The organism is Streptococcus parasanguinis (assembly GCF_019929185.1).
Taxonomy (GTDB): Bacteria; Bacillota; Bacilli; order Lactobacillales; family Streptococcaceae; genus Streptococcus; species Streptococcus parasanguinis_O.
In genome coordinates this window covers 13386-39355 of the sequence record NZ_JAHZPC010000003.1, presented here as the reverse complement: position 1 = coordinate 39355, position 25970 = coordinate 13386, and the positions used below count along the sequence as shown (strand labels likewise).

General features: G+C 42.4%; 21 protein-coding genes. 18 read left to right on the top strand and 3 right to left on the bottom strand.

What is annotated here, in order from left to right; genetic code table 11:
* Positions 1-188 precede the first annotated feature (188 nt).
* The 4 genes from K1I56_RS02850 (at position 189) to K1I56_RS02835 (ending at position 4248) form a co-directional block, all read left to right on the top strand.
* Positions 189-1430 (top strand): aminopeptidase, encoded by a 1242-nt coding sequence (locus K1I56_RS02850; protein ID WP_223325197.1) that lies wholly within the window; start codon positions 189-191, stop codon positions 1428-1430.
* 360 nt (positions 1431-1790) lie between these two features.
* Positions 1791-2459, top strand: a complete 669-nt coding sequence (locus K1I56_RS02845; RefSeq protein WP_223325196.1) for a DUF443 family protein — start codon at positions 1791-1793, stop codon at positions 2457-2459.
* Between the two features lie 32 nt (positions 2460-2491).
* Positions 2492-3160, top strand: a complete 669-nt coding sequence (locus K1I56_RS02840) for a DUF443 family protein (protein ID WP_223325195.1) — start codon at positions 2492-2494, stop codon at positions 3158-3160.
* A gap of 83 nt (positions 3161-3243) precedes the next feature.
* On the top strand, positions 3244-4248 hold the full coding sequence (locus K1I56_RS02835; RefSeq protein WP_223325194.1) for a hypothetical protein: 1005 nt from the start codon (positions 3244-3246) through the stop codon (positions 4246-4248).
* Positions 4249-4313: 65 nt separating this feature from the next.
* Here the strand turns inward: K1I56_RS02835 and def are convergent, their stop codons facing one another.
* Together def and K1I56_RS02825 are read right to left on the bottom strand one after the other, a co-directional pair.
* Positions 4314-4928 (bottom strand): peptide deformylase, encoded by a 615-nt coding sequence (gene def, locus K1I56_RS02830; protein WP_003004253.1) that lies wholly within the window; start codon positions 4926-4928, stop codon positions 4314-4316.
* 60 nt (positions 4929-4988) lie between these two features.
* Positions 4989-5675, bottom strand: coding sequence for a Crp/Fnr family transcriptional regulator (locus tag K1I56_RS02825; RefSeq protein WP_223325193.1), 687 nt, complete (start codon positions 5673-5675; stop codon positions 4989-4991).
* A 145-nt stretch (positions 5676-5820) separates the two neighbouring features.
* On the opposite strand from K1I56_RS02825, the gene K1I56_RS02820 reads away from it, so the two are divergent.
* From K1I56_RS02820 to trxA, 7 genes are all read left to right on the top strand, one after another.
* Positions 5821-6984, top strand: coding sequence for an MFS transporter (locus tag K1I56_RS02820; protein WP_223325192.1), 1164 nt, complete (start codon positions 5821-5823; stop codon positions 6982-6984).
* A 105-nt stretch (positions 6985-7089) separates the two neighbouring features.
* Positions 7090-8241, top strand: coding sequence for an MFS transporter (locus tag K1I56_RS02815; protein WP_223325191.1), 1152 nt, complete (start codon positions 7090-7092; stop codon positions 8239-8241).
* 2 nt (positions 8242-8243) lie between these two features.
* On the top strand, positions 8244-8972 hold the full coding sequence (locus tag K1I56_RS02810) for a pseudouridine synthase (RefSeq protein WP_223325190.1): 729 nt from the start codon (positions 8244-8246) through the stop codon (positions 8970-8972).
* Between the two features lie 372 nt (positions 8973-9344).
* Positions 9345-12068 carry a Cna B-type domain-containing protein gene (locus K1I56_RS02800; RefSeq protein WP_223325189.1) on the top strand — a complete coding sequence of 908 codons (2724 nt, stop codon included), beginning with the start codon at positions 9345-9347 and terminating at the stop codon, positions 12066-12068.
* A gap of 409 nt (positions 12069-12477) precedes the next feature.
* Entirely contained in the window at positions 12478-12747 is a 270-nt protein-coding gene (gene rpsO, locus K1I56_RS02795; protein ID WP_003004251.1) for a 30S ribosomal protein S15, read from the top strand.
* 364 nt (positions 12748-13111) lie between these two features.
* Entirely contained in the window at positions 13112-13336 is a 225-nt protein-coding gene (locus K1I56_RS02790; RefSeq protein WP_021154401.1) for a DUF4649 family protein, read from the top strand.
* A 12-nt stretch (positions 13337-13348) separates the two neighbouring features.
* The gene (gene trxA, locus K1I56_RS02785; protein WP_003013593.1) at positions 13349-13663 is read left to right on the top strand and encodes a thioredoxin; all 315 of its coding nucleotides are present in this window, start codon (positions 13349-13351) and stop codon (positions 13661-13663) included.
* A gap of 50 nt (positions 13664-13713) precedes the next feature.
* On the opposite strand, the gene pepF is transcribed toward trxA, so the two are convergent.
* Positions 13714-15510 (bottom strand): oligoendopeptidase F, encoded by a 1797-nt coding sequence (gene pepF, locus K1I56_RS02780; protein ID WP_195327162.1) that lies wholly within the window; start codon positions 15508-15510, stop codon positions 13714-13716.
* Positions 15511-15840: 330 nt separating this feature from the next.
* On the opposite strand from pepF, the gene K1I56_RS02775 reads away from it, so the two are divergent.
* The 7 genes from K1I56_RS02775 (at position 15841) to K1I56_RS02745 (ending at position 25959) form a co-directional block, all read left to right on the top strand.
* Positions 15841-16806: a hypothetical protein gene (locus K1I56_RS02775; protein WP_195327161.1), complete on the top strand. Its 966-nt coding sequence runs from the start codon at positions 15841-15843 to the stop codon at positions 16804-16806.
* 47 nt (positions 16807-16853) lie between these two features.
* Entirely contained in the window at positions 16854-19499 is a 2646-nt protein-coding gene (locus tag K1I56_RS02770) for an SEC10/PgrA surface exclusion domain-containing protein (protein WP_195327160.1), read from the top strand.
* 78 nt (positions 19500-19577) lie between these two features.
* Positions 19578-20879, top strand: a complete 1302-nt coding sequence (locus tag K1I56_RS02765) for a DUF6287 domain-containing protein (RefSeq protein WP_021154406.1) — start codon at positions 19578-19580, stop codon at positions 20877-20879.
* Positions 20880-20983: 104 nt separating this feature from the next.
* The gene (locus tag K1I56_RS02760; protein WP_223325188.1) at positions 20984-21721 is read left to right on the top strand and encodes a hypothetical protein; all 738 of its coding nucleotides are present in this window, start codon (positions 20984-20986) and stop codon (positions 21719-21721) included.
* A gap of 494 nt (positions 21722-22215) precedes the next feature.
* Entirely contained in the window at positions 22216-24438 is a 2223-nt protein-coding gene (gene pnp / locus K1I56_RS02755) for a polyribonucleotide nucleotidyltransferase (protein ID WP_223325187.1), read from the top strand.
* Between the two features lie 24 nt (positions 24439-24462).
* Positions 24463-25080 (top strand): serine O-acetyltransferase, encoded by a 618-nt coding sequence (gene cysE / locus K1I56_RS02750; protein ID WP_003018264.1) that lies wholly within the window; start codon positions 24463-24465, stop codon positions 25078-25080.
* 12 nt (positions 25081-25092) lie between these two features.
* Positions 25093-25959, top strand: a complete 867-nt coding sequence (locus K1I56_RS02745) for a GNAT family N-acetyltransferase (RefSeq protein ID WP_223325186.1) — start codon at positions 25093-25095, stop codon at positions 25957-25959.
* Positions 25960-25970 lie beyond the last annotated feature (11 nt).

Sequence of the window (25970 nt, the reverse complement as noted above, 5' to 3'; positions counted from 1 at the left end):
ACTCTCACTTTTCTCACAGCGGAAAGTTTCGGTATTTCTTGATTTGTTCTAAAAAGGACTCATTTTTATTTCTTTTCAGAATCACTTAACCTATCTTATATTAAAAAAGGTTGTTTATGTTCTAAAAGAATTCTACATGGACTTGTGGTATACTAGGAGAAGATTATTCACTTATGAAGGAGAAAACAATGGTTTTACCAAATTTTAAAGAAAACCTCGAAAAATACGCTAAATTGTTGGTGGCGAACGGCATCAACGTGCAACCAGGCCATACCTTGGCTTTGAACATCGATGTGGAACAAAGAGAATTGGCTCACTTGATTGTGAAGGAAGCCTATGCTTTGGGGGCGCACGAAGTGATTGTCCAATGGGCAGATGATTTCACTACCCGGGAAAAATTCCTCCATGCACCGATGGATCGCTTGGACAACGTGCCTGACTACAAGATTGCAGAGATGAACTACCTCTTGGAACACAAGGCCAGTCGTTTGGGTGTGCGTTCATCTGATCCAGGTGCCTTAAATGGTGTCGAGGCAGAGAAGCTTTCTGCTTCTGCTAAGGCTTTGGGCATGGCCATGAAACCAATGCGCATCGCTACTCAGTCTAATAAGGTCAGCTGGACAGTTGCTGCGGCAGCAGGTTTAGAATGGGCGAAAAAGGTCTTCCCAAATGCGGCGAGCGACGAAGAAGCAGTGGATCTCCTGTGGGATCAAATCTTCAAGACTTGCCGGGTGTACGAAGAAGATCCAGTCAAGGCTTGGGAAGAGCATGCTGCTATTCTCAAGAGCAAGGCAGATACACTGAATAAGGAACAATTTTCAGCCCTTCATTACACAGCTCCTGGGACTGATTTGACTCTTGGCTTGCCGAAGAACCACGTCTGGGAATCTGCCGGAGCCATCAATGCCCAAGGTGAAAGCTTCTTGCCAAACATGCCGACAGAAGAGGTCTTTACAGCTCCTGACTTCCGTCGTGCAGAAGGCTATGTAACTTCTACAAAACCGCTTAGCTACAATGGAAACATTATCGAAGGGATCAAAGTGACCTTTGAAAATGGAGAAATCGTAGATATCACAGCAGAAAAAGGCGATCAAGTCATGAAAGATTTGGTCTTCAAAAACAAGGGAGCGCGTGCCTTGGGTGAATGTGCCCTCGTACCAGATCCAAGCCCAATTTCCCAATCAGGTATTACCTTCTTTAATACCCTCTTTGATGAAAATGCCTCTAACCACTTGGCCATCGGAGCAGCCTATGCAACTAGCGTAGAAGGTGGTGCAGAGTTCACAGAAGAAGAACTCGAAGCAGCCGGCCTCAACCGCTCAGACGTCCACGTCGACTTCATGATCGGCTCAAGCCAAATGAATATCGACGGCATCCGAGAAGACGACACCCGTGTCCCAGTCTTCCGCAACGGAGATTGGGCAATATAGGGAGCAAAACAGAAATCAGTAACTCGAAGAGTTTGATTTCTACCTCGCTTTTCGGTTTTAAGGCTCGGGCAAAAAAGGTCCGCAGGACCTTTTTAGTACCCCCGCACAGTTGATTAAGAAGGGGCCTTGCTTCGCAATCCCTATCTACTACCTCAAAACAGTGTTTTGAGCCATCAACCCCTGTGCCCAAAAAATAATAGAGTAAAAAGTATCCAACTGCTAAGAAGTTGGATACTTTTTTTGGTCAAAACTTGATCATCAAAGTAAAATCAGGTATGATGGATGGTATGTTCTTTTATGAATAAATAATATAATTATGACTGTCTAAGAATAAAATAGTATAGAAAGTAAGATCAATCTATGTTTAAACCAGCAAAAATCGATCGTTTGCCGAAAATGAATTTTCGATATCGTTTGTTAAAAGTAGAGAATGAATGGTATTTAATGGACGTCGATCGACCAATTATCATCACCTATTTTCTTCCATGGTTTACCTATTTTATCCCTCATAAAGGTTATCAGCTAACAGAGGATGAAGTAGAAGCAATAGCTCCGAAAGTTCTTAAAAGAGATAAGAACATACTTTCAACTCAGACTAAAGCAGGGATTTCAACACTTGGTGCTGGTTCCTTAGCAGTTTTACTAGGTAGAGCTTTTCTGATAGAGGATTATTTATATTTTACTTCCCATCTACTGAATCTAGTGCTAATGATCCTTGTTCTAATCATTGCTTTTGGAATTCGCATTTGGATCAGTATTGGGAAAAAAGAGTCGGTCATAAAGTCTTCCAAGAAAGCTAAAAAAATGTATTGTCGCCCAGTAAGATTTAGGTTACTACTAAAAAATCTTCTATTAGTAACATTGGCTTTATTTCTTTCAGTTGTATCATTTTGCTTTGTTCTGAGTACCGGTAAACCCAATCTAATTCTTCATGTGGCCTTATTTGCTTTTTCATTGGTTTTTTTATCACATGGTAATTTATTATTATATGCTTCAGGCGAGGATTATAAGGCAAAAACTAAAAAATAGGAAAAAGTGTAAATGTCAAGAAAGGATGATCTATGTTTAAACTAGCAAAAATCGAACGGTTGCCGAAAATGAACTTTCGCTACCATTTGTTAAAAGTCGATGGGGTGTGGTATTTGATGGAAGTCGATCGGCCAATTATCATCACCTATTTTCTTCCGTGGTTTGTTTATTTTATCCCTCATAAAGCCTATCAGCTAACAGAGGCTGAAGTAGAAGTCCTAGCTCCAAAAGTGTTTGAGAGAGACAAGAAGCATCAGAGTTTAGTGAATAATAATATCGGGAGGGCATCGGTTGGTCTAGGTGTAACCTCTATGCTATTAGCAAGGGCGTTTCCAATAGAAAAATACCTCAATTTTACCTCTCACTTGCTTAATCTATCCTTGATGATGTTGATTTTAATTTTTGTAGTGGGACTTCGGATTTGGATGAGTAGAGGGGAAGGGATGCATGAAATTGTGGCAGATAAAACACCTCGAAAAGTGTATTGCTTTCCTGAATATATAAAAAATATACTATTACCTCTAATATATGTAACTTTTCTTATAGTCATGTTCATTGCAGTATGTTATGCAATTTTAATAAACTTTGAGCCCAATTTTATAATACATTTTGGTCTATTAATCTCATCATTTCTATTTTTATCAGCTGGAAATTTAATTTTTTATTCCCCAATCATCTCTTTTAAAGCCAAAGTCAAGTAGATCCAGTGGAGTGAAACCCAGAATCAAGAGTAGCCTCCATCTACTTTTGGACCTTAAAACAATTTTTTAGAAAGGAGCATGCTATGAAAAATGAACAGAACGTCGATATTGAGCAGGCGAACAAAGTCTACTTTAAAAGTTTAGCCAATACACGTGCTTCAGCGGCTATGATGATCAATTCGTGGACAGGCGTATTTCTGTTCGCATTTGAAATCCTTTGTTTTTATTCGTATGATGTATCAAAAGGTATAAAACCATTTAGTCATTGGTTTTTTGATATCCTCGTCATCTATTGTCTTTACCATATTATTGCATTTTTCTTGCCGTTAATGGGGGCATTTATATATAGAAGACAAGTATTGTCAACGACTCTACTCTTATTCACCTATGCAGGAATGTTTTTATCGCTCCAAGTCATGGGCTTGCTCATCATTGTTTCTGCTCTGGCAAATAAAGAATTTGAAGTAGGTTTCCCAAAATATGGCTTCATCGTCATTACTTTTCTTGTGATTTGTACCTTATTGGGCTTTATTTATCATCATTTTTGGCTTAAGAAGCAGTTAAAGATTGGCTTTTCACCAACTAGAACCCTGGGAAATTATTTCGCAAAATCAAGTAGTTACAGTAGCAATGCCCTAACGATCATCTTCGTCTGCTCCATGATAGGAGCGGCCCTTACTGGCTATTTTGGAGTGGTGCTAGGAGTATCCGTAAGCATACTATTCAGTTACGCCTTTACTCAGTTGCTAACAGAAGTGGGCTACCTCTTGTATTTGAAAACAAAAAGCAAGGAATACTGGGAGGATGAACCTGAGGAGAATCCGACGCTGTGGGATTTACTATGGAATTGGTTGAAAGGCTTCAGTCTGAAAAAAGCTAAACATCGTATTTTATTAGAAATTTTAGTTTTTATATCCTTTACAGTAATTGCCTATAATTCAGGATATTCTAAACCAGGAATAAAATATCCATTTTGGCTAGTGTGGGGAGTAAGAATTTTGGTTTATACAATCGTGCTTGATCTATTTATCAGTATAGTGCACTCTATCATGCGCAAGTTTTCGAATAAAAGGCAAGGCAAAAAATAACAAAAAAAATACCTAACCGAGAGCTTTCTCAGTTAGGTATTTTTGTCATTTACGCCCTTTGTATCTTATTCTAATATCAAAAGTCCTTCTTTGATTTCAAATGGGTTGTTTGGGTTGATGCGGTCATAGAACATGATGCCGTTGGTGTGGTCGATTTCATGTTGAACGACAATGGAGTTGTAGCCTTTGAGTTTGATGCGTTTCTTTTCCCCATCTTTTGTGAAATACTCAACCGTCACGCGGGCATGACGAACCACATAGCCTGGGACGTTGCGGTCTACAGAGAGACAGCCTTCCCCGTCGCCAAGAGCTGCATCTTGCACAGAATGGGCGACAACCTTTGGATTGTACATGACTTCTTGAAGGCTATAGGCTTCTTTTGGTGGGTTGCCATCGGCATCTTCTGGATTGGGAACCAAAACAGCGATAATCCGTTTAGAGATATCCAACTGTGGTGCGGCAAGTCCAACTCCTCCACGGAGGCCAAGTTTTTCAGCCATAACAGGGTCTTGAGAATGGTGCAAGAATTGCATCATTTTTTCACCCAGGATAATTTCCTGATCAGACAAAGGGAAGGTTACATCTTCTGCAACAGCTCGAAGTGTTGGATTTCCTTCGCGGATAATGTCATCCATATCAATCAAATGGGACGCTCTTGTAACTTTTTCAATTGCTTTCATCGTTTTACTCTCACTTTCTTTCTACCCTCCATGATAACACAAAAGAGCCTAAAATTAAAGTTATCTGTCGACGGTTTCCGCATGTTTGATGGACAAATCATTCATCCTTTTTGCATCTAAAATCGTATAGACTCGCCCTTCTCTTTGGATCAACCCCTCTTCGATCATCTGCTTGATGACGCGGCTAAGGTGGCGGTAGCTGATCCCAAAACGCAGGGCCAGCTGATTCATCTTGGGCTTGAGGGTCCCATTTTTATCGCAATGCTCCAGAAAATGCGTAGCGAGGCGTTCCTTGACCGAATAATGAAAGTTGGCAGGAGCCAAATAGTTGATCTGGTGCAATTTCTCAGCCAAGGTCTTGGCCGTAGAGCGCAAAAAGGTTGGATCAAGCAGGAGGCGCTTCTTAAAGTGCTGGGCTGGGAGCTGGACGACTAGCGAGTCTTGGTCTGCAATGACCGATGTGATACAGACCCGATCGAGCAGGAGCTCAATCTCTCCTAAGAGTCCAGGTTTTTCTTGGATTTCAAGAATGGTGTCACTGCCGTTTTCAAGACTATGAACGATCTTGAGCCGGCCATTGAGAAAATAAGGAATGACATCTTGCTCAGAGCCTTGGCGGCAGATATAATCTCCAGCCTGGTAGAGAACGAGGTCCAGCTGGCTAAGACAGTCGCCTGGAAAGATCTGGTCCAATTGGTAGTCTGTGATGATTTCCTTGAGTCTTGTAGATGGGGAAATTTTTTTCATCTCAATCTCCTAAAATAGGACAAATGTCCTGTTTTTCTATTTCTAAATTGATTATACTAGGATTCTATTGAAAATACTAGTTTGAATCTTTTCTGAAAAAACTAGTGAAATCAAAATGTTACCAGTAAAGTGTAGGAAATAAACAATGAAAAAAACAATGGAAAGAATCAGTCTCTTGAGCTTGTCGCTCATGCTGATCTCATCCTTTTCAATTACAGCCGGTTTGCCGGCTATGAAGGCCTATTTTAGCCAATTCGGCTATACAGCAAGTCAGGTAGAACTCTTGGTTTCCCTGCCAGCCTTTGCGGTCGTGGCCATGCTCTTTTTAAATAGCGTGATCGAGCGGTGGATGAGTGAGCGCCAGATGATTGTCGTAGGGCTCTTGCTCTTTTCAACTAGTGGCCTCTTGCCTTTGGTTGTGCAGGACTATCCTCTCATCTTTCTGAGTCGTTTGCTCTTTGGCTTGGGGACAGGAATGATCAATGCCAAGGCTATTTCGATTATCAGTGAGCGCTACTCAGGCAATGATAAGACCCGGATGCTGGGCTATCGGGGGTCTGCTGAAGTGGTGGGCTCTGCCATCTTGACCTTTATTGTGGGACAACTCTTACCCCTAGGCTGGCCGGCGATCTTTGCCGTATATGGTGGTGGTTACTTGATTTTACTCCTCTATATCCTTTTTGTTCCCTATCCTAAGGGGCAAAAACAGGCTAGCTTGAAGGGGAAAAAGAAAGGTTCCGCACGCCTTCGCTCCCCTCAATGGCGTTTTAGTCTAATGCTAGCTGTGATTGCTGGTATCATCATTTGCTTCAATTCTATTATTAGCTTGCGCGTGCCGGATATTATCGTTGATGCTCGTATGGGAACGGCGACAACAGCTGGAACCGTCTTGAGTCTGATGCAATTGACAGGGATTGTAGCAGGGGTAGGCTTTGCCAGTTTAACACATGTTTTCAAAAAGAACTTGCTTATGATCATGTGCTTTGGCTTCGGTCTAGCTCTGGCCTTGATTGGCTTGTCTAGCCAGCTATGGAGCTTGGTTCTAGGAACCTTGCTGGCAGGATTTACCTACAGTACGGGGGTCACCAGTATCTTCTATCACTTATCTGAAAAAATCCCGACCAATCTCCTGAATCTTGCGACCTCGCTGGTCTTGATCGGCTGCAATCTTGGATCAGCCGTCTCTTCTTTCTTCATCCAGTTGGTGACGCCACTAGCTCCTTCCAATCATCTGCTCTTTGTCTTGATTGGTGTTTTGATGCTCCTAACAGGAGTCTTCGCCTCACAATTACTAGCACGAACGAAATGATTGAGAAATCATTTCGTTTTTTTAATTCAATCTATTGCGTCCTGTCACTAGCTCGTGTTATTATAGGAGGAGTGTGAAAAAAAGATTAGTTTAAAGGAAAAAATAATGAAAAGAATCATGGAGAAAGTGAGTATTCTCGCGCTTTCATTTATATTGACGACTTCGTTTTCTATTTCGAGTGCGCAGTCGGCCATGTTTGCCTATTATAAGGGAATTCCTCACAGCATGATTGAGCTCTTGGTCTCGCTTCCTTCTGCAGGGATCATGGTTTCACTCATCTTCAATAAATGGATTGGGCGCCTATTTTCAGAGCGTCAGATGATTGTGACAGGCCTAGTCGCTTACGCTCTATGTGGCTTTATTCCCTTAATCAGTCCAGCCTATCCAGTTGTCTTTTTGTCTCGGATTATTTTCGGGATGGCGGTTGGCTTGCTCAATGTTTCTGCCATTGCCATTATCAGTGAGCGCTATAAAGGAAAAGAACGCGTCCAAACCCTTGGCATTCGTGGTTCTGCAGAGGTTGTTGGGACGGCCGTTTTAACCTTTGGAGTCAGCCTCTTGATTCGCTTTGGCTGGCAGGCTGCCTTTCTCGTTTATGGCATCAGTATTCCTATCTTACTTTTGTATCTCTTATTTGTGCCTTATGGATCTACGACGGAAGCAGTGGAGGAAAAACACCGGGATGTCAAGATGACGGGGGGACAATGGCGGACTGCACTCGGCTTAGCAGTCGTTGCGGCAGCTATCGTCTTGTCCAATGTCATGATCACCGTTCGGATTCCAAGTGTGGTAGAACAAGTTGGACATGGCACTGCCCAAACTGCTGGGGTTATATTAGCAGCCATGCAATTTGTTGGGATCTTGGCAGGTTTGGCCTTCTCGCCCTTGACCTATCTATTCCGTGATCGTTTATTATTGGTTTCGGGAGTAGCTTATGGTGTGGCCCAAATGTTGATCGGGGTCTCTCCAAATCTCTTGATTCTTGCCCTTGTAACAATTGCTTCTGGCTTCGCCTACAGTGTGGCTTTGACAACAGTTTACAATGTCTTATCTGATAAGATGCCAGCAGGGGTCTTGAGCCAGGCAACGTCCATTGCGGTTTTGGGATGTAGTACAGGTTCGATCGCAACGACCTTTGTCCTTAGTCTATTAGGGACGATCTCATCCGCTCCAGTCTTCATTTTTGGATTTTCTGGTATCCTCATGATCCTGGTTTCCTTTTTTGGTCTTTGGATTGTACGAAAGAGCGGGAAGTAATCATGCGACTAGATAAATTTTTAGTGGATTGTGGCGTGGGGAGCAGGTCCGAGGTCAAACAACTCCTCAAGCAAAAGAAAATCGCAGTAAATGGAAAAAAAGAGACAGCAGGAAAACTACAGATTGATCCAGACAAGGATCAGGTGACCTTTATGGGAGAAGACCTGGTCCATGAAACCTTCGTGTATTATCTGCTTAATAAACCAGCTGGGGTCATCTCAGCGACTGAAGATGACCATCACCAAACGGTGTTAGATTTATTGGATGAGACAGCCCGTCACAAGGAAGTCTTTCCTGTCGGGCGTCTAGATATCGATACCCATGGCTTACTCCTTTTGACCAATAATGGCAAGCTCGCTCATGCCATGCTTTCGCCGAAGAAGCATGTGTCGAAGATCTACCGTGCCCAGGTGGCTGGGATCATGGATGAGGCAGATGTGGCCCGTTTTGAAGCAGGCATTGCCCTCAAAGACTTCACGACTTTGCCTGCGAGATTGCAGATCTTAGAGGTGAATGAGGCAAGCGCCAGCTCCTATGTCGAAATTGAAATCGCTGAAGGAAAATTCCATCAGGTCAAGCGCATGGTCGCTGCCTGTGGCAAGGAGGTGGTGGATTTAGAGCGGATCTCTGTGGGTCCTCTAACGCTAGATCCAACTCTTCAATTGGGAGAATGGCGGAGACTCCATCCTTCTGAACTCAAGTCCCTAGAGGGGTTCGGAGTTCCCTTATAAGCAAAAAACCAAGAGGCTGGGACAAAAGTCCTAGCCTCTCAATTGTTTTTGGATTGTCGAGCAAGACGCAGTGGTTGAGTGGGCTCTACTACGCTGATTTCATCAGCTTTTACAGCCCTACTAAACTGTGCGGAGGTGGGACGACGAAATCGAATTCTAACGAATTACCGATTTCTGTCCCACTCTCTATTTTTTATTTGTATCAAGAAAATGAACTGAAAAGACAAAAAACATATATATTAGCTTGTCATATCGAAGTGAAACGATTATAATGAAAAAAGATAGGTTGTGTATAAAATCACAATATGTAGTGATAATTTTTCGACTCACATACCTTATCTAGTAAACGTAGAAAAAGGAGAAAAATCGTTTATGAAAAAGTGGCTCTATTCTGTTGTGACAGCAGTTGCCCTATTTTTACTAGCGGCTTTAGGATTTGCCAAACCAAATAGTATAGCTAAAGTCCATGCAGATACTATTAATAGTGTAGTCAAATCTGTAAACATTTCGAAATCAACTGGTGGAGCGATTACAGATCCACTCGGTGTTTGGGAGAGCTTTCAAGTTGAAGCAGACTTTGAGTTGCCGAATGGGAGTGTAAAAGCAGGGGATCAGACTGAAATCCAACTTGGAGATGGCTTTAAGGTCTTTGAAACGGACACCATTGACCTGCTGGATCCAAGTGGTCAAAAGGTTGCGACAGCAACGGTAGATGATCAAAGAAAAAAGATTACAGTGACCTATACGGACTATCCTGAAAGAATGGCCAATGTGACAGGGAAACTGCGTTTCTTTGCGCGTGTAGACCACCAAGTTGTCAAAGGACAAAAGACACTTGAATTCAAACTTAAAATCGGTAAAGATGTGATTCCAGGTGGGAATATCGATTACAAAGGGGTCAATCCAGGTGAGAATCCTCCTACTCCAGAAGTCTTTAGCAAGTGGGGTTGGACCAATTCAGATGATAAATTAAAATTGACCTATACCTTGAATATCAATCAAGGCCACACAGCCCTTCATAATATTGATATCAAAGACCACTTGGCCTTTACAGATGGGAAGATCAAGGCAGATTCTGTTAACATCCATACAGGAACTTGGCAGGTTAGTGATGAAGATGGGGCTTATCATTTACGAGACACCACAAATGTCACTAAAAATTATTCCCCTGTTGTCAGTGCTGATGGTCAATCTCTAACGGTTCATATTGGAGATCTAGCTCCAGAACAAGGAATGACGATTCGCTATGATGTCTATTTGGACAAGGTCCCAGCCATCAATACATCCTTTAAAAACAATGCTAGCATGACAGCTACAGAAATCAAGGAGCAAAATAAGGTAGCAGACATTCTGTATCAGTTCTTTGATGGACACTTCAATGGTGAGAAGTACTCATTCACCATTCATAAAAAAGGTGAAAATGGCCAAGCGCTTGCAGGTGCCGTCTTTGCTGTGACAGCAGATGATACTGGTGAGCAAGTGGGAACCATTACGACAGATGAGAATGGTGTTGGCACCATTACGGGCTTGATCAAACAAGCTTATACGGTTCAAGAAATTCAAGCTCCAACAGGCTATGTTCTCTCTGAAGAACCTATCAAGATTAGCAAGGACGATTTTGGAAATGACCTTGCGATTTCTCGTGATGTTGTGAACCAAAAAGAAAAGACAAGCGTTGCTGGTCAAAAGACATGGAATGACAATGACGATCAAGATGGCAAGCGTCCGTCAAAAATCACAGTCAACCTCCTAGCAAATGGTGTCAAAGTCGCTTCTAAAGAAGTGAAACCAGATGCAGCAGGAACTTGGGCTTATCATTTTGATAATCTCGATGTGGTCGATGATGCTGGCAATGTCATTGCCTACACTGTTTCAGAAGAACCTGTTGAAGGCTATGAAACAACTATTGAGGGAACCAATATTACTAACACTCGGACACCAGAAGTCGTTGAGATTCCAGTAACGAAAGTTTGGAAGGACAATGACAACCAAGATGGCGTTCGTCCTGACAAGGTTACTGTTCGTCTCCTTGCAGATGGTACAGAAGTAGCTAGCCAAGAGCTAAGTGCAGCAACTGATTGGAAGACAGTCTTTACCAATCTTCCAAAATACAATCACGGCAAACAAATTGTCTACACAGTCACAGAAGACACAGTAGCCAATTACTCTGCTGCGATTGATGGAACAACCATTACCAATAGCTACAAGCCAGGTAAAACCAGCGTTACTGTTACAAAACGTTGGGAAGACAACAATGACCAAGATGGCAAACGTCCAAGCGCCATTAAGGTACAGCTCTATGCAGATGGCAAAGCTCAAGGAAAAGAAGTGGAACTTTCTGCTAAAAATAACTGGACTCATACCTTTAGCAATTTGCCTCTAAAAGCGAAAGGCAAAGAGATCCAGTACCAAGTGAAAGAAGTTGGGACAGTCAAAGGCTATACAAGTACGGTCGATGACAGTAACAAGGGAAATGTAGTGATCACCAATAGCCGCACACCAGAAGTAACAGAAGTAGCGGTCAAGAAGATCTGGGATGATGCAGACAATAAAGAGGGTCTTCGTCCTGAAAAAATCACAGTTCGTCTCCTTGCGGATGGTCAAGAAGTAGCTGTAAAAGAAATCACAGCTACTGATAATTGGCAGGCAAGCTTCACGGATCTACCTGTATACAAGGAAGGTAAGAAGATTGCCTACACGATTACAGAGGATCCAGTAGCAGGTTATACAAGCAACATTGATGGTTTCACGGTAACCAACCGTCATACGCCACCAACAACACCTCCTACCACACCACCAAGCACACCGCCAACGATTCCGCCAACAACACCTCCTACCACACCACCAAGCACACCGCCAACGACTCCGCCAACAACACCTCCTACAACGCCACCTACAACTCCACCGACGACACCACCAACAACGCCGCCAAGCACACCGGAAAAACCAGAAACTCCAACTACACCAAAAGAAGGGAAGAAAAAAATTCTTCCATCAACTGGTGAAGTTGTTGCTTACGGGTTGACAATACTCGGTGCCCTCTTAGCAGTTTTTGCTTTGGCTTTGCTCTTGCGTGGTAAACGGAAAGAGAAATAAGCTTCATACCGATAAAGAGGCTGGGACAAAAGTCCTAGCCTCTCAATTATTTTTGGATTGTCGAGCAAGACGCAGTGGTTGAGTGGGCTCTACTACGCTGATTTCATCAGCTTTTACAGCCCTACTCAACTGTGCGGAGGTGGGACGACGAAATCGAATTCTAACGAATTACCGATTTCTGTCCCACTCTCTTTTGAATAAGTTGTTTGAAGAATGATCCATCAAACCGTCCAAATTCCCAAGGTTTTTTTAGAAAAGAGAAAAGGTCCTCTTAAAGGAAACATAAGTGTTTGACAGAAAGATGAAATCTTGGTAGAATAAGAAGGTCGAATAGACAACTAACTCTTTCTTGGTAGCAGGATATGCCAAACCTGCCACTCGGATAGAGCATAAAGAAAAGGAGCTTATCATGGCAATCTCAAAAGAGAAAAAAAATGAAATCATTGCACAATACGCACGTCACGAAGGTGACACTGGTTCAGTAGAAGTACAAGTTGCTGTCCTTACTTGGGAAATCAACCACTTGAACGAACACATCAAACAACACAAAAAAGACCACGCTACTTACCGTGGTTTGATGAAGAAAATCGGTCGCCGTCGTAACTTGTTGGCTTACCTTCGTACAAACGACGTTAACCGTTACCGTGAGTTGATCAACTCTCTTGGACTTCGTCGTTAATTCAAGATACAAAGGCCGTCAAAAGCACAAAGCAAAAATAGGAAAATTGACGAAGAAGCTTCAGCTTCTAGGAGATTTTATCTTTTTTGCCAAGTGCTTAGGCCGTGTTCAATTGAATACAAAAAAAGTTACTCTATTATAGGGTGACTTTTCTTTTTCACTAGAATTATAGTACAATCTTCGGTTCGTCGCCTTGTCTAGAAACGTTCTATCCAGCAAGAATGGAGCTCTCTGGATTCAGGGGGCTGTTTTCTTGTCTTTTCCTTATCGAACAAGATCCATCATTCTGAGGAAGTCGTTTTGTTTGACAGATGTAATATCTAGAGTTACAATTGATGCATCATAAGAAATAGAGGTTATCGATATGATTGAAATTACATATCTAGACGGTGCAAAACAAGAAAGAGTCATGCATTTTGATTCCTACGAAGAGTTTGAACGCTCCCAACAAGCCTGCTTGATTGGGGTAGCAGATTTTTATCCTGTTGTGAAACTGACCTATAATGGGTATGAATTGGATTACCAAGGGACTTACGGAGATGTCTTCTTCTATTTGATGAAGCAAGATTTGACGCAGTACCAAAACTAAAGGAGAAAGAAAATGGCAAAAGCAATTACAGACGCAACATTTGAAGCAGAAACCAAAGAAGGCTTGGTCTTGGTAGACTTTTGGGCAACCTGGTGTGGTCCATGTCGCATGCAAGCTCCTATTTTAGAAAAATTATCGGAAGAACTTTCGGAAGATGAGTTAAAAATCCTAAAAATGGACGTGGATGAAAATCCAGAAACAGCGCGTGCTTTCGGCATTATGTCCATCCCAACCTTGCTCTTTAAAAAAGATGGGCAGGTTGTTAAACAAGTAGCAGGAGTGCATACCGCAGCACAAATTAAGGCCATTGTGGCTGAGTTGAGTTAAAAAGCAAAAAAGCTAAAGAAGAATGAACCTTCTTTAGCTTTTTTTGAATTTTATTCTCCCAATTCTGCACTGTAGGCAATGATTTGATCCACAGTGTCCGAAAGGAATTGGATGGTATCGCGGAGTGGTTTGTCAGTTGAGATATCTGCTCCGATGATCATGGCTGACTCAAGTGGTGTCTTGCTACCACCTGATTTAAGGAGGTCTAGCCAATCTTTAGCTCCGTTTTCGGAGTTCTTCAAATGCAGGTAACCCGCTGTTGAGATAACCAAGCCAGCTGAGTAGGTGTAGCTGTAAAGCCCCATGTAGTAGTGGCTTTGGCGCATCCAGGTCAAAGCTGCGTCGTCATCGATTTCAACGGCGTCTCCCCAGAATTCTGTCAAGACTTCCTTCATGATGCTATTGAGTTTGCTAGCGCCGAAGGTTCCACCTTCTTCAATCAGGGTGTAGACCTTGCGTTGGAAGGCTGCTTCCAACAAGTGGGTGATGAAGTTGTGGAAGTAGGTATCTGTCAAACGGTGAGCCAAAGCAAAGCGTTTTTGACGAGGATCGTCAAACTGGTGTTCCAAATAGTCGCTGAGGAGGAGCTCGTTAAAGGTAGAAGGAGCTTCCACATAGTAGGTCGACATGTGGGCGTTGAAGTAGCTTTGGTTGTTGTCTGAGAAGATAAATTGACCAGAGTGTCCGATCTCGTGGATCAGGGTGTAAACATCACTCATCCGTCCTGTCCAGCTCATAAGGACATAAGGATGGACGCGGTATGGATCTGCCGCATAACCACCGGAATCCTTGCCTTCATTGGCTGCGAAATCGACCCAGCGTTCGGTTTGGTAGCGGGCAATTTCGTGTGAATATTCTTCTCCAAGTGGTGCGACAGATTTCATGACCAAGTCATAAGCGTCATCAATGGTAACGTCAGGGTTGAGCGCACTGTCCAAATCCAACTTCCAATCAGCAAAGGTCATTTTTTCAAGGCCGTTGACCTTGGCCACGTGTTTGAGGAATTTTTGAGCGACCGGAGCAAAGTCCTTCATGATCAGGTCAATCTGACGATCAAACATGGCACGATCCACTTCCTGCTCAGCTAGGAGATAGTCAAAGACAGAGTCGTAGCCCCGCATATCTGCAATCAGCTTTTCAGACTTAACTTGGGCTAGATAGGTAGCAGCAGCCGTGTTTTGGTGCTTGCGGAGACCTTCTGAGAAAGAACGAAAGGCTTTTTCACGGACTTCTGCATTCTCATGGTTTTGGTAGAAGTTTTCATAGGTAACAAAGCTATTCTTGTAAACTTTTCCATCCACTTCGAAATCAGCCATTTCAAAGTCGCCCGCCCGCATCTTGGTATAGATGTCTTGCGGTCCGTAGAAGACTTCACCAAGGTTGGTCAAGGTCTTTTCCACATCAGCTCCCAAGTAGTGAGCTTTCTTGATTTTGGCTTGGCGAATGGCAAAAGTGAGGTGAGGAAGTTGTCCCAGGCGTTCGAGGACATCTTCATCTGCTTCGACCAAAGCATCATCAAAGAAGGAAAGTTCGACGCTGGCCCAAGTTTCGAAATCCATTCCCGCTTGAGCAATTTCCGCAAAAGCTTCGTCGCCAAAGTCAGTGGTTTGTGGCATAAAGCTGTAGTTGCCAATGTGGCTGAGTTGGATCTGAATTTGTTCAAAGACCGCAAAGGCAGCTTCAAAGTCTTCAAAAGTGTGGAGCTTGCCCTTGTAGTTACGGACAAATTCATTGATTTCCTCGCGAGTCTTTTCAATGGCGCGCAAGAAGTCTTCCTGGTCTTGGTAGAGGGCTGTGAGGTCCCAGAGTTCGTTTTCAGGAAATTCAGAACGTTTTTTTAATTCCATAGTGTTCTCCTTTTGATCAAATAACTATACTAAGTATAGCAGAAAAAAAGACAGAAACATAGGGGGAGAGGGGAAAATGCTTGTGTAAAAATCTTGAAAAGAGCTGGGAAAACATTTTAGATTAAAATTTCAATTCTAACTACTATATTTAGGTAAGACATGGATTGAAATTTTGCTGATATACTAAGTACATCAGAGTATTGCATTTCATGCAATACTCAACACTAATAGCTATAAAGAATATAAGGATTGTTTGATAATTTTTTGTGGCAATTCTTATATTCAAAATTTTAGTAAAATGTTGCTAATTAGTGATAGGGGAGGTTATATATGGAAACAAGAGAAGAAATTGTCTCTAAATTAGAACTCATTCGTGAGAATATATTGGGATTTATTCAAGCCCGTTCACGTCAGGTTACACTTGTTAATCAAATGAGAACAGCCAAATTGATTCAACAAGATGAATATAACGACAACACATTGTCTCATAAATCCCTCAAGCTTGCTTTTTCAATTATGGTATTTTCAAGTATTTCGATACTATTAGGGGATTTATTGTATGTCATCTTACTTGGTGCTGTGAATCGATTAATCGGAGATATTATCTTTGAAGTATTATTCTTATCAGGATTTTTATTTCTATTGTATCGTCGTATGAAAGGTTCAAAGGATAGCTGGATTTATCCAGCGACACTGATTATGGGAGGGATCTTACTGGTATTCCCTCTACGTTTGCTTTTGACTCCTAATCCTATAACATTAATTCTACTTGGAGTATCAATTGTAGCCACCTATTTCATCATTCAAAATAAGCTGGAACTCATGATTGCGTTTGTGAATAAAGGTATTCGTAATAAAAATGAGCAGCATTTAAGAGATTACCAAGCAGTAGTTGCAGAAAATCAACGATTAGAATTGGCCTATCAGCAAGAGGGACGTTTGATGGAAAATTTCCGGAATCAAGCTGTAGCAATTGGTCAAGGATGGTACCCTAAAGATTATTATGCACTAGATGCAGTGAACTATCTTATTCACGCGTTTAATAATTTCAAAGCAGATAATATAAAGGAAGCAATTAATCTATACGATACATATTTAGACCGTGCAGCCCGTCGAGCCTTTGAGGCAGAGATGATCGAACTTGAAAAAGAGCAGATTATTAATCAAGAACGAATGATCAAGCTTCAAGAACATGCAAATATTTTAAGTGCTAGACAAATTGCAGAAACACAAGAAGCAGCTGCTGCATCACGTGCTGTAGCAAGTGAACTTGAGAATATTCGTTATGGAAGATAAGAAATCCGGGATAAATAGGTAGGGAAGTAAATAGAAGGAATATAATTATGAATAAAACAACAAAGAAAAGTATTGCTATCGGTGCTACTATTATTGCCGCTACTGCTGTAACTTCAGTTGTACAAGCTGAAGAAGCGCCAGTTGCTCAACCTCAGACAGGGACATCAGCAACTGTTTCAAATATTGACCATACTGCTGAGGTTACAAAAGAGGCAGTTGATACAGCAAAAGAGCAAGCTGATGCTGCGGCTAAAACGGTAACAGAACAAGAAAAGGTTGTCAGTGCAGCGGATCAAAAGGCTAAGGAAGCGGAAGCTGCTGAAAAAACGGCAGCAGCAACCTATGAAAAAACAAAAGAAGCTGCGAGGGAAGCAACTCCTGAAAATATTGCAAAAGCTGAAGAAGCCATTAAAACAAAAGAGGCTGGTGTGAAATCAGCTGAAGAAAGTGTAAAAACGGCTGAAGAAGGTGTGAAATCAGCTGAGACAGCAGAAGCCGAATCAGGAAAAAAATATGAAGAGGCTACTAAAAAAATAGAAGATGAAAAAGCAAAAGTCGCATTAGCCAAGGAAGAAGTGAAGAAGGCAGAACAAGCTCTTAATGAGACAACACTGACCAGAGCACAGGAGACAGTGACGATTGCGGGAAATAAACTGAAAGATGCAGAGTCTGTGAATAAAGCCGCTCAAGATGAATTGACTCGTGCAAAAGAATTCGACGCATCCCGTCAAGCTAAAATTGATGAAACAAAATCAGCTCTCGAAAAAGAACGTACTGAAAAGAACGTTCCTGCTCTTGAACAAGGTCTCGCTGATGCAAAAGCTAACGTAGAAGCAAAAGAAAAAGCTCTTGCTGAAACAAAAGCTAAAGCAGGTGTCGCTCAAGCTGAAGTTGATGAAGCTCAAAAAGCACTTGATGCAGCAAACGCCGCTTATCAAGAAAAAGTTGCTAAGTTGAAACAAGACGAAGCTCTCCGTAAAATCTTCGTTCCTGCTGACTATGCAAAACACGATATTAAGGACTACGAATGGTTCATCTCTCATAAAGATGAGTTCATGAAATTGCAACCAGAAATCGACTGGGATGCTTATAGCCAAACAGGCATTGGCTCTAATAAAGAAGTCGTCGATCTTGCAAATCTTACATCAGCTCAACGTAAAGAACTTGCTGAATTTACGGCTCAAATGTTGAATGACCTTAACCAACAATATTGGTCTAAACGCGAACCAGGTAAAACAATAGAACCTCTTCAATTGACAGTAGGTGGTCAAGAAATGGCTGACACTATCGCTCATGGATATTCTAAGTTCTATGCGGATAATGGAGGGACACCAGATAAGTTTAATTTTCTTAAAAATTGGGAACACCTATCTTCAATTCTTGGACAATACGGTGCGGGAGAATCTCTTGGGGGACTTTTACCAGAATGGCATAAAGAAAACTTTGACGGATACACTATGTTAAATATCAAACAAGACATTGCGAGCGCAATCCGTAAAATGATGTTTGCCGATGGTGACCAATCTAACGGTCACACAAAACATTTAATCACACTTCAAGGAACTGGTATTGGTATCGGTATAAGTTCTGGTGCGGTTCACATTTTGTCAACAAGCCGTGCTATGAACGAAGATAAGGCAGACTATATTAGTACTGATGCTGAATACAAATCCTCCCTTACTTCTTCGATTGCAGAGAAAGAACAAGCACTTCAGGCAGCAAAAGATAAGAAAATAGCAGCGGATAAAGCCGTTAAATCTGCTGAAAATGATCTTGCTTCTGCAAAATCAGCTCAAGTTGACGCTCAAACAAAATTGAACGCTGCTCAAAATGCTATTGCTAAAGCTCAAAAAGCATACGATGACGCGCTTGCGGTCAAAGAACAAACTCCAGCAGCTCAAGCTAAAGTAGTTGAAACTGCAAAAGCTCTTGAAACAGCTAAAGATGAACTTGCAACAGCTAAATCAAATCTTGCAAACTTGCAACAAGTTCGTGCACAACGCGAATCTGAATTAAAAGACGCTAAAGCTAAATTGGTTGCTCAAGAAGAAGATCTTAAACTTGCTCTTAAAACAGCAATCGACGCTGAAAACGATTTGAAAGCAAAAGGTCTTGCAACAACTGAAGCTAAAGCTAAAGTTGAACGTGCTAAACAAGCTGTCAAATCAGCAGAACAAGCCGTACAAGACGCAAAAGATTATCTTGAATTGCTCAAGAATGCTCCTACAAAACTTGCTGAAGCTGAAAAAGCACTAACTGAAGCAAAAGCTAAAACAGCTGAAGCTAAAGCAACTCTTGAAACAGAAGTTGCAAAACTTGAAGCTTTGAAAGTAAAAGCGAAAGTGGCTCAAGAAGATTACACTCGCGTCTTCGAAGCTTATCAAAAACTCGTTAAAGCGAAACAATTGGAAGAAGCAATTCGTCTCGAACAAGAACGTATCAAACACGAAGAAGAAACTCGTCGCAACGAACCAGTTCGTCATGAATCCACTCAAAACAAAGTGATGAAGACAATCGTCCCAATCGTAACAGGAACTCCTGGTGCAAACACACCAGTTGCAGCTCAAGAAGAACAAGCAAATATGAAGAAATTGCCATCAACTGGTGGAACTACAAGTACACTTGGACTTATGGGGCTAGCAATGGCAGCTCTAGGTTTTGTTGGATTGAAACGCAAACGCGAATCAAAATAAAAATTCTATTTAGGCTGGGGAAACCCAGCCTAAAATGATATAATTTTAAGAAAAAGATAGTTAAATGGGGAATTTTTTATGAAAAAGGTTATGATTACACTATTAGCAGGTGCATCCGTGCTATCTCTAGTAGCTTGCACGCCCAAACGTTATGAACGCCAAAGCAAACCGAAAACGGCAAGCTCTTCGTCGGTCAAAAAAGAGAAGAAGGATACAGGTCAAAAGCACTATCAAGAGGTATTAGATCGCTATAAGTCTTATGCGGTTGCCATTCATACTAAGGACAAAACAGCTTTACAAAATGAACTGAAGAAGATCGAAGCAACTTCAGAAGAATATGCGTATGTCTTTAACCTTCAAACACTTGGGAGTACCAATGAGTGGCAATATGCTTTTGATGATCTTAATCGTGATGGTAATGACGAACTGCTGATAGGGGATGGCAAAACGATTGCTGCTGTGTATTATTTGAAAGATAACCAGCCAACCTTGCTCCATGTAGCCTATGTAGCTTCTGCAGGTGGCTATCGCTCCAGCTTAGATGTTTTTGACAATGGACAAATCGTCTACGCCACTTGGCAATCCCTTAATCCAGAAATGGAATTGACCCTTTATTCTCTAGGAAAAGGGGAAGCCAAGGAAGAAAAGAAAGCAACCATTCAAATCGGTGGGAAGGAAACAGCAGAGCAGGCTCTCGGTATTTCAGCCAAGAAGTTAGACCTCAGTAAACTTGACTGGAAAACATTTGATGGTACAGGATACTCCAAATCAACAGCTAAAGCAGAAGAGAAAAAATCGGAAAGCTTTCAAGTACAAGTTAGCGTGGCCGATCTTCGTATTCGAAAAGAACCGTCTACTTCAGCACCCTCTGCAGGGATGATCTCAAAAGGAACTCACACCATTACGGAAACCGTAGATGCCGATGGTCATACCTGGGGCAAGCTTGAATCTGGACAAGGCTGGATCGCCCTTGACTTCACAACGCGTGTGGATGGTTCTAAATCAGCAAGCACAAGTAAGAAAAGCAGTGGAATGAATATTCAAGAAATTCAGAACGGTGATTTTTCAAGTATTGCAGGGACCTGGAGAAATGGGAAAGGAATGAGTGTAACATTTGATGATAACGGTATATCAAAGATAAATGGTGCACCAACAGATCAGGTTGTAGACCGCTTTAATCATGAATTTGGATACTTAAGTAGTAGTGTTCATTCAACTGCCCCAGCTGGTGCTTCAGCAATGAGTTTTTTCCCAGCAGGTCAAGAGTTTCCTGCATCATTAAAATATGGAAATTTTTCTGTTGATAATAGTAAGGATATTATTTATTGGGGTCAGAATGTTATTTCAGATCAAAGCGACTTGTTCTATAAGGAAGACTAAAAAAGGTTAGAAAAACAAAAAATTATATTTGCTAGTGGTCTCTTCATTGATACTGAGTAAATAGATTTCCTTTGATAGACTAGGATAAAAAAATAGGAGATATTGTGAAAAAATTTATTATTTTATTCTTAACAGTTGGTTCGGTAATTTCCCTAGCAGCCTGCGCCCCAAAACGCTATGAGCGTAAGCACAGTCCAGTAGGAGCTTCATCGGTCAAAAAATCATCTGACAAGGCGCAAGAAAAAGAACAGTCAGAAGAAGCTAAGTCAGATGAGCATGATAAAGAAGCCATTGGGACCTTGTCAAAAGCGGACCAAGCGGATATCTACTCGATCATTGAAAACAGTGCGTCTTTGACCTATTCACTTCAGGTGCAACCGACTCGCTTGCTAGAGTTGAACAATGATCACGGTGCGGTTGATGGTTACCCGCAAGACATGTTCATTGATTACTACAATACCTACACGCCGGGAACCTATAATCTGCAAGATGTCATTGATAAATTGAATGCAGAAGAGACATCGGACTCTATCCGCAGTCTGTCACAAGACAAGCTGATCCAACTGACAAACGAAAAGAAGGACGGCTGGCTCTATTCGACAAAAGACAAGGCCTTCTACGAAATTGTACCTGGTGGTCGTGGAGGAGCGATGCCACCGATGGAAATCCCTTCGCCTGATGAATGGGTGGTCAATGAAGATTCAGTTGAAGTGATAACGACTATCCAAGGTACTTCCGATCCATACAGACGTTTTGTCTTGAAACGTAACAATAAGAACTACAAGGGTGGAAGCCATAAAACACGCTTTTATGTCGACAGTACAGAATTCGCGAAATCTTAAAAATAAATAGAAGCTATACCTGGATCTAAAATTTTTATATAGGTCTCTTAGAAGATTCGCAGAAAAAGGCCCTTAAAGCCTTTTTCTTTTGGGCTTGAATATGTTAAAATAAAAGGTATACGTGCTTGGATACAAAGATGAGGATATAACAAATAGATGGGCTCTTGAAATTCCTATCTCGTTGAGTTGGGTAGCCTTAGTATCTTGAGTAATTGAATTTTGGCCTCATTTCTTAGGAAAAAAGATAAGCTTCCTAGCACTCATCGAGTGCGGCGTCACCTTCCTATTTTTCTACAGAAATGTTCGGCAAGCCGAACCGTCCAAAATATCTTGATAGTTGAACACGGGCTAAATCCCTAGTGAAAAAGATAGATTTCCTAGTGTGCGTGGCACACTGCGTCAATCTCCTATTTTCATACGGGATTCTTCACGCCCTTTGTATCCTGATTTTTGTAGGCAAGTCGTATAATTTTATCAATCCAAAGGGGATTACAATGACAAAACAAGTGTTTCAAACGACTTTTGCGGGTCGTGAGTTGATCGTAGAGACTGGTCAGGTTGCTAAGCAAGCAAATGGCTCTGTTGTCGTGCGTTATGGTGAGTCAACTGTCTTGACGGCAGCTGTCATGTCTAAGAAAATGGCAACTGGGGATTTCTTCCCACTTCAAGTCAACTACGAAGAAAAAATGTATGCGGCTGGGAAGTTTCCTGGTGGCTTTATGAAACGGGAAGGTCGTCCTTCTACTGATGCGACCTTGACAGCGCGTTTGATTGACCGTCCAATCCGTCCTATGTTTGCGGAAGGTTTCCGTAACGAAGTGCAAGTCATCAACACAGTCCTTTCTTACGATGAAAATGCATCTGCACCAATGGCAGCGATGTTTGGTTCATCATTGGCACTTTCTATCTCAGATATTCCGTTTGACGGACCAATTGCTGGGGTACAAGTAGGCTATGTGGACGGGGAAATCATCATCAACCCAACGCAAGAACAAGCAGAGCGCTCACTTCTTGAATTGACAGTAGCTGGTACCAAGCATGCTATCAACATGGTAGAGTCTGGTGCCAAAGAATTGTCAGAAGAAATCATGTTGGAAGCTCTTCTTAAAGGACATGAAGCCGTTAAAGAATTGATTGCCTTCCAAGAAGAAATCGTTGCGGCAGTTGGGAAAGAAAAAGCAGGAGTGGAATTGCTTCATGTGGATGCTGACTTGCAGGCTGAAATCATCGCAGCCTACAACAGCGACCTTCAAAAAGCAGTTCAAGTTGAAGAAAAATTGGCGCGTGAAGCTGCGACTCAAGCAATCAAAGACCAAGTCACAGCAGTTTACGAAGAAAAATATGCAGACCATGAAGAATTTGACCGCATCATGCGCGACGTGGCTGAAATCTTGGAACAAATGGAACACGCAGAAGTGCGCCGTTTGATCACAGAAGACAAGGTTCGTCCGGATGGTCGTAAGGTCGATGAAATCCGTCCTTTGGATGCACAAGTCGACTACCTTCCTCGTGTGCACGGTTCAGGACTCTTTACGCGTGGACAAACGCAAGCCCTTTCTGTCTTGACATTGGCACCAATGGGTGAAACGCAAATCATCGATGGTTTGGATCCAGAGTACAAGAAACGCTTTATGCACCACTATAACTTCCCACAATACTCTGTAGGGGAAACAGGGCGTTACGGTGCACCTGGTCGTCGTGAAATTGGTCACGGTGCTCTCGGTGAACGTGCCCTTGCCCAAGTATTGCCAAGCTTGGAAGAATTCCCATACGCCATCCGTTTGGTAGCAGAAGTATTGGAATCAAATGGTTCTTCATCTCAAGCATCTATCTGTGCGGGAACACTTGCCCTTATGGCTGGTGGTGTGCCAATCAAGGCGCCAGTAGCAGGTATTGCCATGGGTCTGATCTCAGATGGAAACAACTATACCGTATTGACAGATATCCAAGGTTTGGAAGACCACTTTGGAGATATGGACTTCAAGGTTGCTGGAACTCGTGACGGGATCACAGCCCTTCAAATGGATATCAAGATCCAAGGGATCACTGCAGAAATCTTGACAGAAGCGCTTGCCCAAGCCAAGAAAGCTCGTTTTGAAATCCTTGATGTCATCGAAGCAACCATTCCAGAAGTGCGTCCAGAATTGGCGCCAACTGCTCCGAAAATTGATACCATCAAGATTGATGTGGACAAGATCAAGATTGTCATCGGTAAGGGTGGAGAAACCATCGATAAGATCATCGCTGAAACAGGCGTTAAGATTGATATCGACGAAGAAGGAAACGTATCGATCTACTCGAGCGACCAAGATGCGATTAACCGTGCCAAGGAAATCATTGCTGGTTTGGTGCGTGAAGCCAAAGTGGATGAAGTCTACCATGCCAAAGTAGTTCGTATCGAGAAATTCGGGGCCTTTGTCAACCTCTTTGACAAGACGGATGCTCTCGTTCATATTTCTGAAATGGCTTGGACGCGCACCAACCGTGTCGAAGACTTGGTAGCGATCGGCGATGAAGTCGATGTCAAGATTATCAAGATTGATGAAAAAGGTCGTGTCGATGCTTCTATGAAAGCACTATTGCCACGTCCACCAAAACCTGAGCATACAGAAGAAAAAGGTGAAAAGGGTCCTCGTCATGGCGATCGTCCTCGTCACCACAACAAAGACCACAAACCTAAAAAAGACTTTACCATTACACAAAAAGATTCAGAATAATCATTAGAAAAGGAGGAGCACGGTATGGGATGGTGGCGTGAAACCATCAATATTGTAAAAGAAAATGACCCAGCAGCGCGTACCTCGCTGGAGGTCCTTTTGACCTATCCGGGCGTCAAAGCACTGGCAGCTCACCGTGTTTCCCACTTTTTGTGGAACCATGGTTTTAAGCTTCTAGCTCGGATGCACAGCCAATTCTGGCGTTTTTGGACCCAGATCGAGATCCATCCAGGTGCGACCATTGCTTCGGGTGTCTTTATCGACCATGGAGCGGGCCTCGTTATCGGGGAAACAGCCATTGTTGAAAAAGGCGTTATGCTCTACCACGGGGTGACCCTTGGGGGAACAGGAAAGGATGTCGGCAAACGCCATCCAACGGTACGTGAGGGAGCCTTGGTTTCCGCCCATGCTCAAGTCATCGGCCCGGTGGAAATCGGAGCCAAGGCCAAAGTCGGAGCGGGAGCTGTCGTCGTCTCAGATGTACCAAGTGATGTGACCGTTGTCGGTGTTCCTGCCAAGATTGTACGTGTACACGGTCGAAAAGATGAACCGGTCATTCACCAAGAAGAAGAAAAACGCGAATACTACATGAACAAGCTGGAGCATGCCAAGGAAGCTAGCCATCGGTCTTCGAGCTTGTAAGGAGATCGCTACGTGATTCAATCAACCAATACATTGAATGACCACCAACTACTGGAAGCAAAGGCCCTTATTGCCGTCTGTCGGAACTATGACGGAACTTTTCGGGATCCTTATCTCTCCAATATGCTCAATTTTGATCCCGATATGCCGGCCTTTTTCCTTTATTACGAAAAAGGTGAACTTGTTGGCCTATTAACCGTCTATGCGGATGACCCAGATGTGGAAGTAGCGATCCTGGTCCACCCTAATCACCGTCGTCAGGGAATTGCGCGTGCTTTGTATGGAAGTTTTGAGAAAGAAACGGCATCTTATCCAATTGAGTCTGTGACTTTTCAGACAGAGCGTATTTTTCTAGAGAATCATCCTGATTTTGCCAGCAATTGGGGACTGGTTGAGGATGACGAAACAGAAACCTGGTTAGGTAAAGATAGAAGACCATATCCGTTAGTAAATGATTCCAATCTGGAAGTTTTGTTAGCAGATCGTTCGTATCAGGATCAAATTAGTCAGTTAAAATTTCAGGCATTTTCAGAGGAACATGAATCGAGAGAAGTTGTGGATAGATATGTCGCCAAAGCTCTGAAAGATCCAGAAAGTCGCCTGTATATTTTGCTAAAAGACGGTCAGGTTATCGGGACTTGCACGGTTGATTTATCAAGTAATACCAATTACTTCTACGGTTTAGCAATAGCTGAACTTGAACGCGGAAACGGCTATGGAAGCTATTTGGCAAAATCCCTCGTTAACCAACTCATTGAGCAAAATGATAAGGAATTTCAGATTGCAGTGGAAGATAGCAATGTAGGTGCCAAACACTTGTATGAAAAGCTTGGCTTTGTCAAACAGACTCAGGTGGTTTATTTGAACCCAAAAGAGTAGAAACAGAAAGG

What these genes read in the sequence shown, in the direction of transcription:
- K1I56_RS02770 (WP_195327160.1), top strand. Translation starts at nt 16,854, where the DNA reads ATGAATAAAACAACAAAGAAAAGTATTGCTATCGGTGCTACTATTATT.
- pnp (WP_223325187.1), top strand. Translation starts at nt 22,216, where the DNA reads ATGACAAAACAAGTGTTTCAAACGACTTTTGCGGGTCGTGAGTTGATC.
- K1I56_RS02820 (WP_223325192.1), top strand. Translation starts at nt 5,821, where the DNA reads ATGAAAAAAACAATGGAAAGAATCAGTCTCTTGAGCTTGTCGCTCATG.
- pepF (WP_195327162.1), bottom strand. Translation starts at nt 15,510, where the DNA reads ATGGAATTAAAAAAACGTTCTGAATTTCCTGAAAACGAACTCTGGGAC.
- K1I56_RS02825 (WP_223325193.1), bottom strand. Translation starts at nt 5,675, where the DNA reads ATGAAAAAAATTTCCCCATCTACAAGACTCAAGGAAATCATCACAGAC.
- K1I56_RS02765 (WP_021154406.1), top strand. Translation starts at nt 19,578, where the DNA reads ATGAAAAAGGTTATGATTACACTATTAGCAGGTGCATCCGTGCTATCT.
- def (WP_003004253.1), bottom strand. Translation starts at nt 4,928, where the DNA reads ATGAAAGCAATTGAAAAAGTTACAAGAGCGTCCCATTTGATTGATATG.
- cysE (WP_003018264.1), top strand. Translation starts at nt 24,463, where the DNA reads ATGGGATGGTGGCGTGAAACCATCAATATTGTAAAAGAAAATGACCCA.
- K1I56_RS02810 (WP_223325190.1), top strand. Translation starts at nt 8,244, where the DNA reads ATGCGACTAGATAAATTTTTAGTGGATTGTGGCGTGGGGAGCAGGTCC.
- K1I56_RS02840 (WP_223325195.1), top strand. Translation starts at nt 2,492, where the DNA reads ATGTTTAAACTAGCAAAAATCGAACGGTTGCCGAAAATGAACTTTCGC.
- K1I56_RS02815 (WP_223325191.1), top strand. Translation starts at nt 7,090, where the DNA reads ATGAAAAGAATCATGGAGAAAGTGAGTATTCTCGCGCTTTCATTTATA.
- K1I56_RS02850 (WP_223325197.1), top strand. Translation starts at nt 189, where the DNA reads ATGGTTTTACCAAATTTTAAAGAAAACCTCGAAAAATACGCTAAATTG.
- K1I56_RS02790 (WP_021154401.1), top strand. Translation starts at nt 13,112, where the DNA reads ATGATTGAAATTACATATCTAGACGGTGCAAAACAAGAAAGAGTCATG.
- rpsO (WP_003004251.1), top strand. Translation starts at nt 12,478, where the DNA reads ATGGCAATCTCAAAAGAGAAAAAAAATGAAATCATTGCACAATACGCA.
- K1I56_RS02775 (WP_195327161.1), top strand. Translation starts at nt 15,841, where the DNA reads ATGGAAACAAGAGAAGAAATTGTCTCTAAATTAGAACTCATTCGTGAG.
- trxA (WP_003013593.1), top strand. Translation starts at nt 13,349, where the DNA reads ATGGCAAAAGCAATTACAGACGCAACATTTGAAGCAGAAACCAAAGAA.
- K1I56_RS02845 (WP_223325196.1), top strand. Translation starts at nt 1,791, where the DNA reads ATGTTTAAACCAGCAAAAATCGATCGTTTGCCGAAAATGAATTTTCGA.
- K1I56_RS02800 (WP_223325189.1), top strand. Translation starts at nt 9,345, where the DNA reads ATGAAAAAGTGGCTCTATTCTGTTGTGACAGCAGTTGCCCTATTTTTA.
- K1I56_RS02835 (WP_223325194.1), top strand. Translation starts at nt 3,244, where the DNA reads ATGAAAAATGAACAGAACGTCGATATTGAGCAGGCGAACAAAGTCTAC.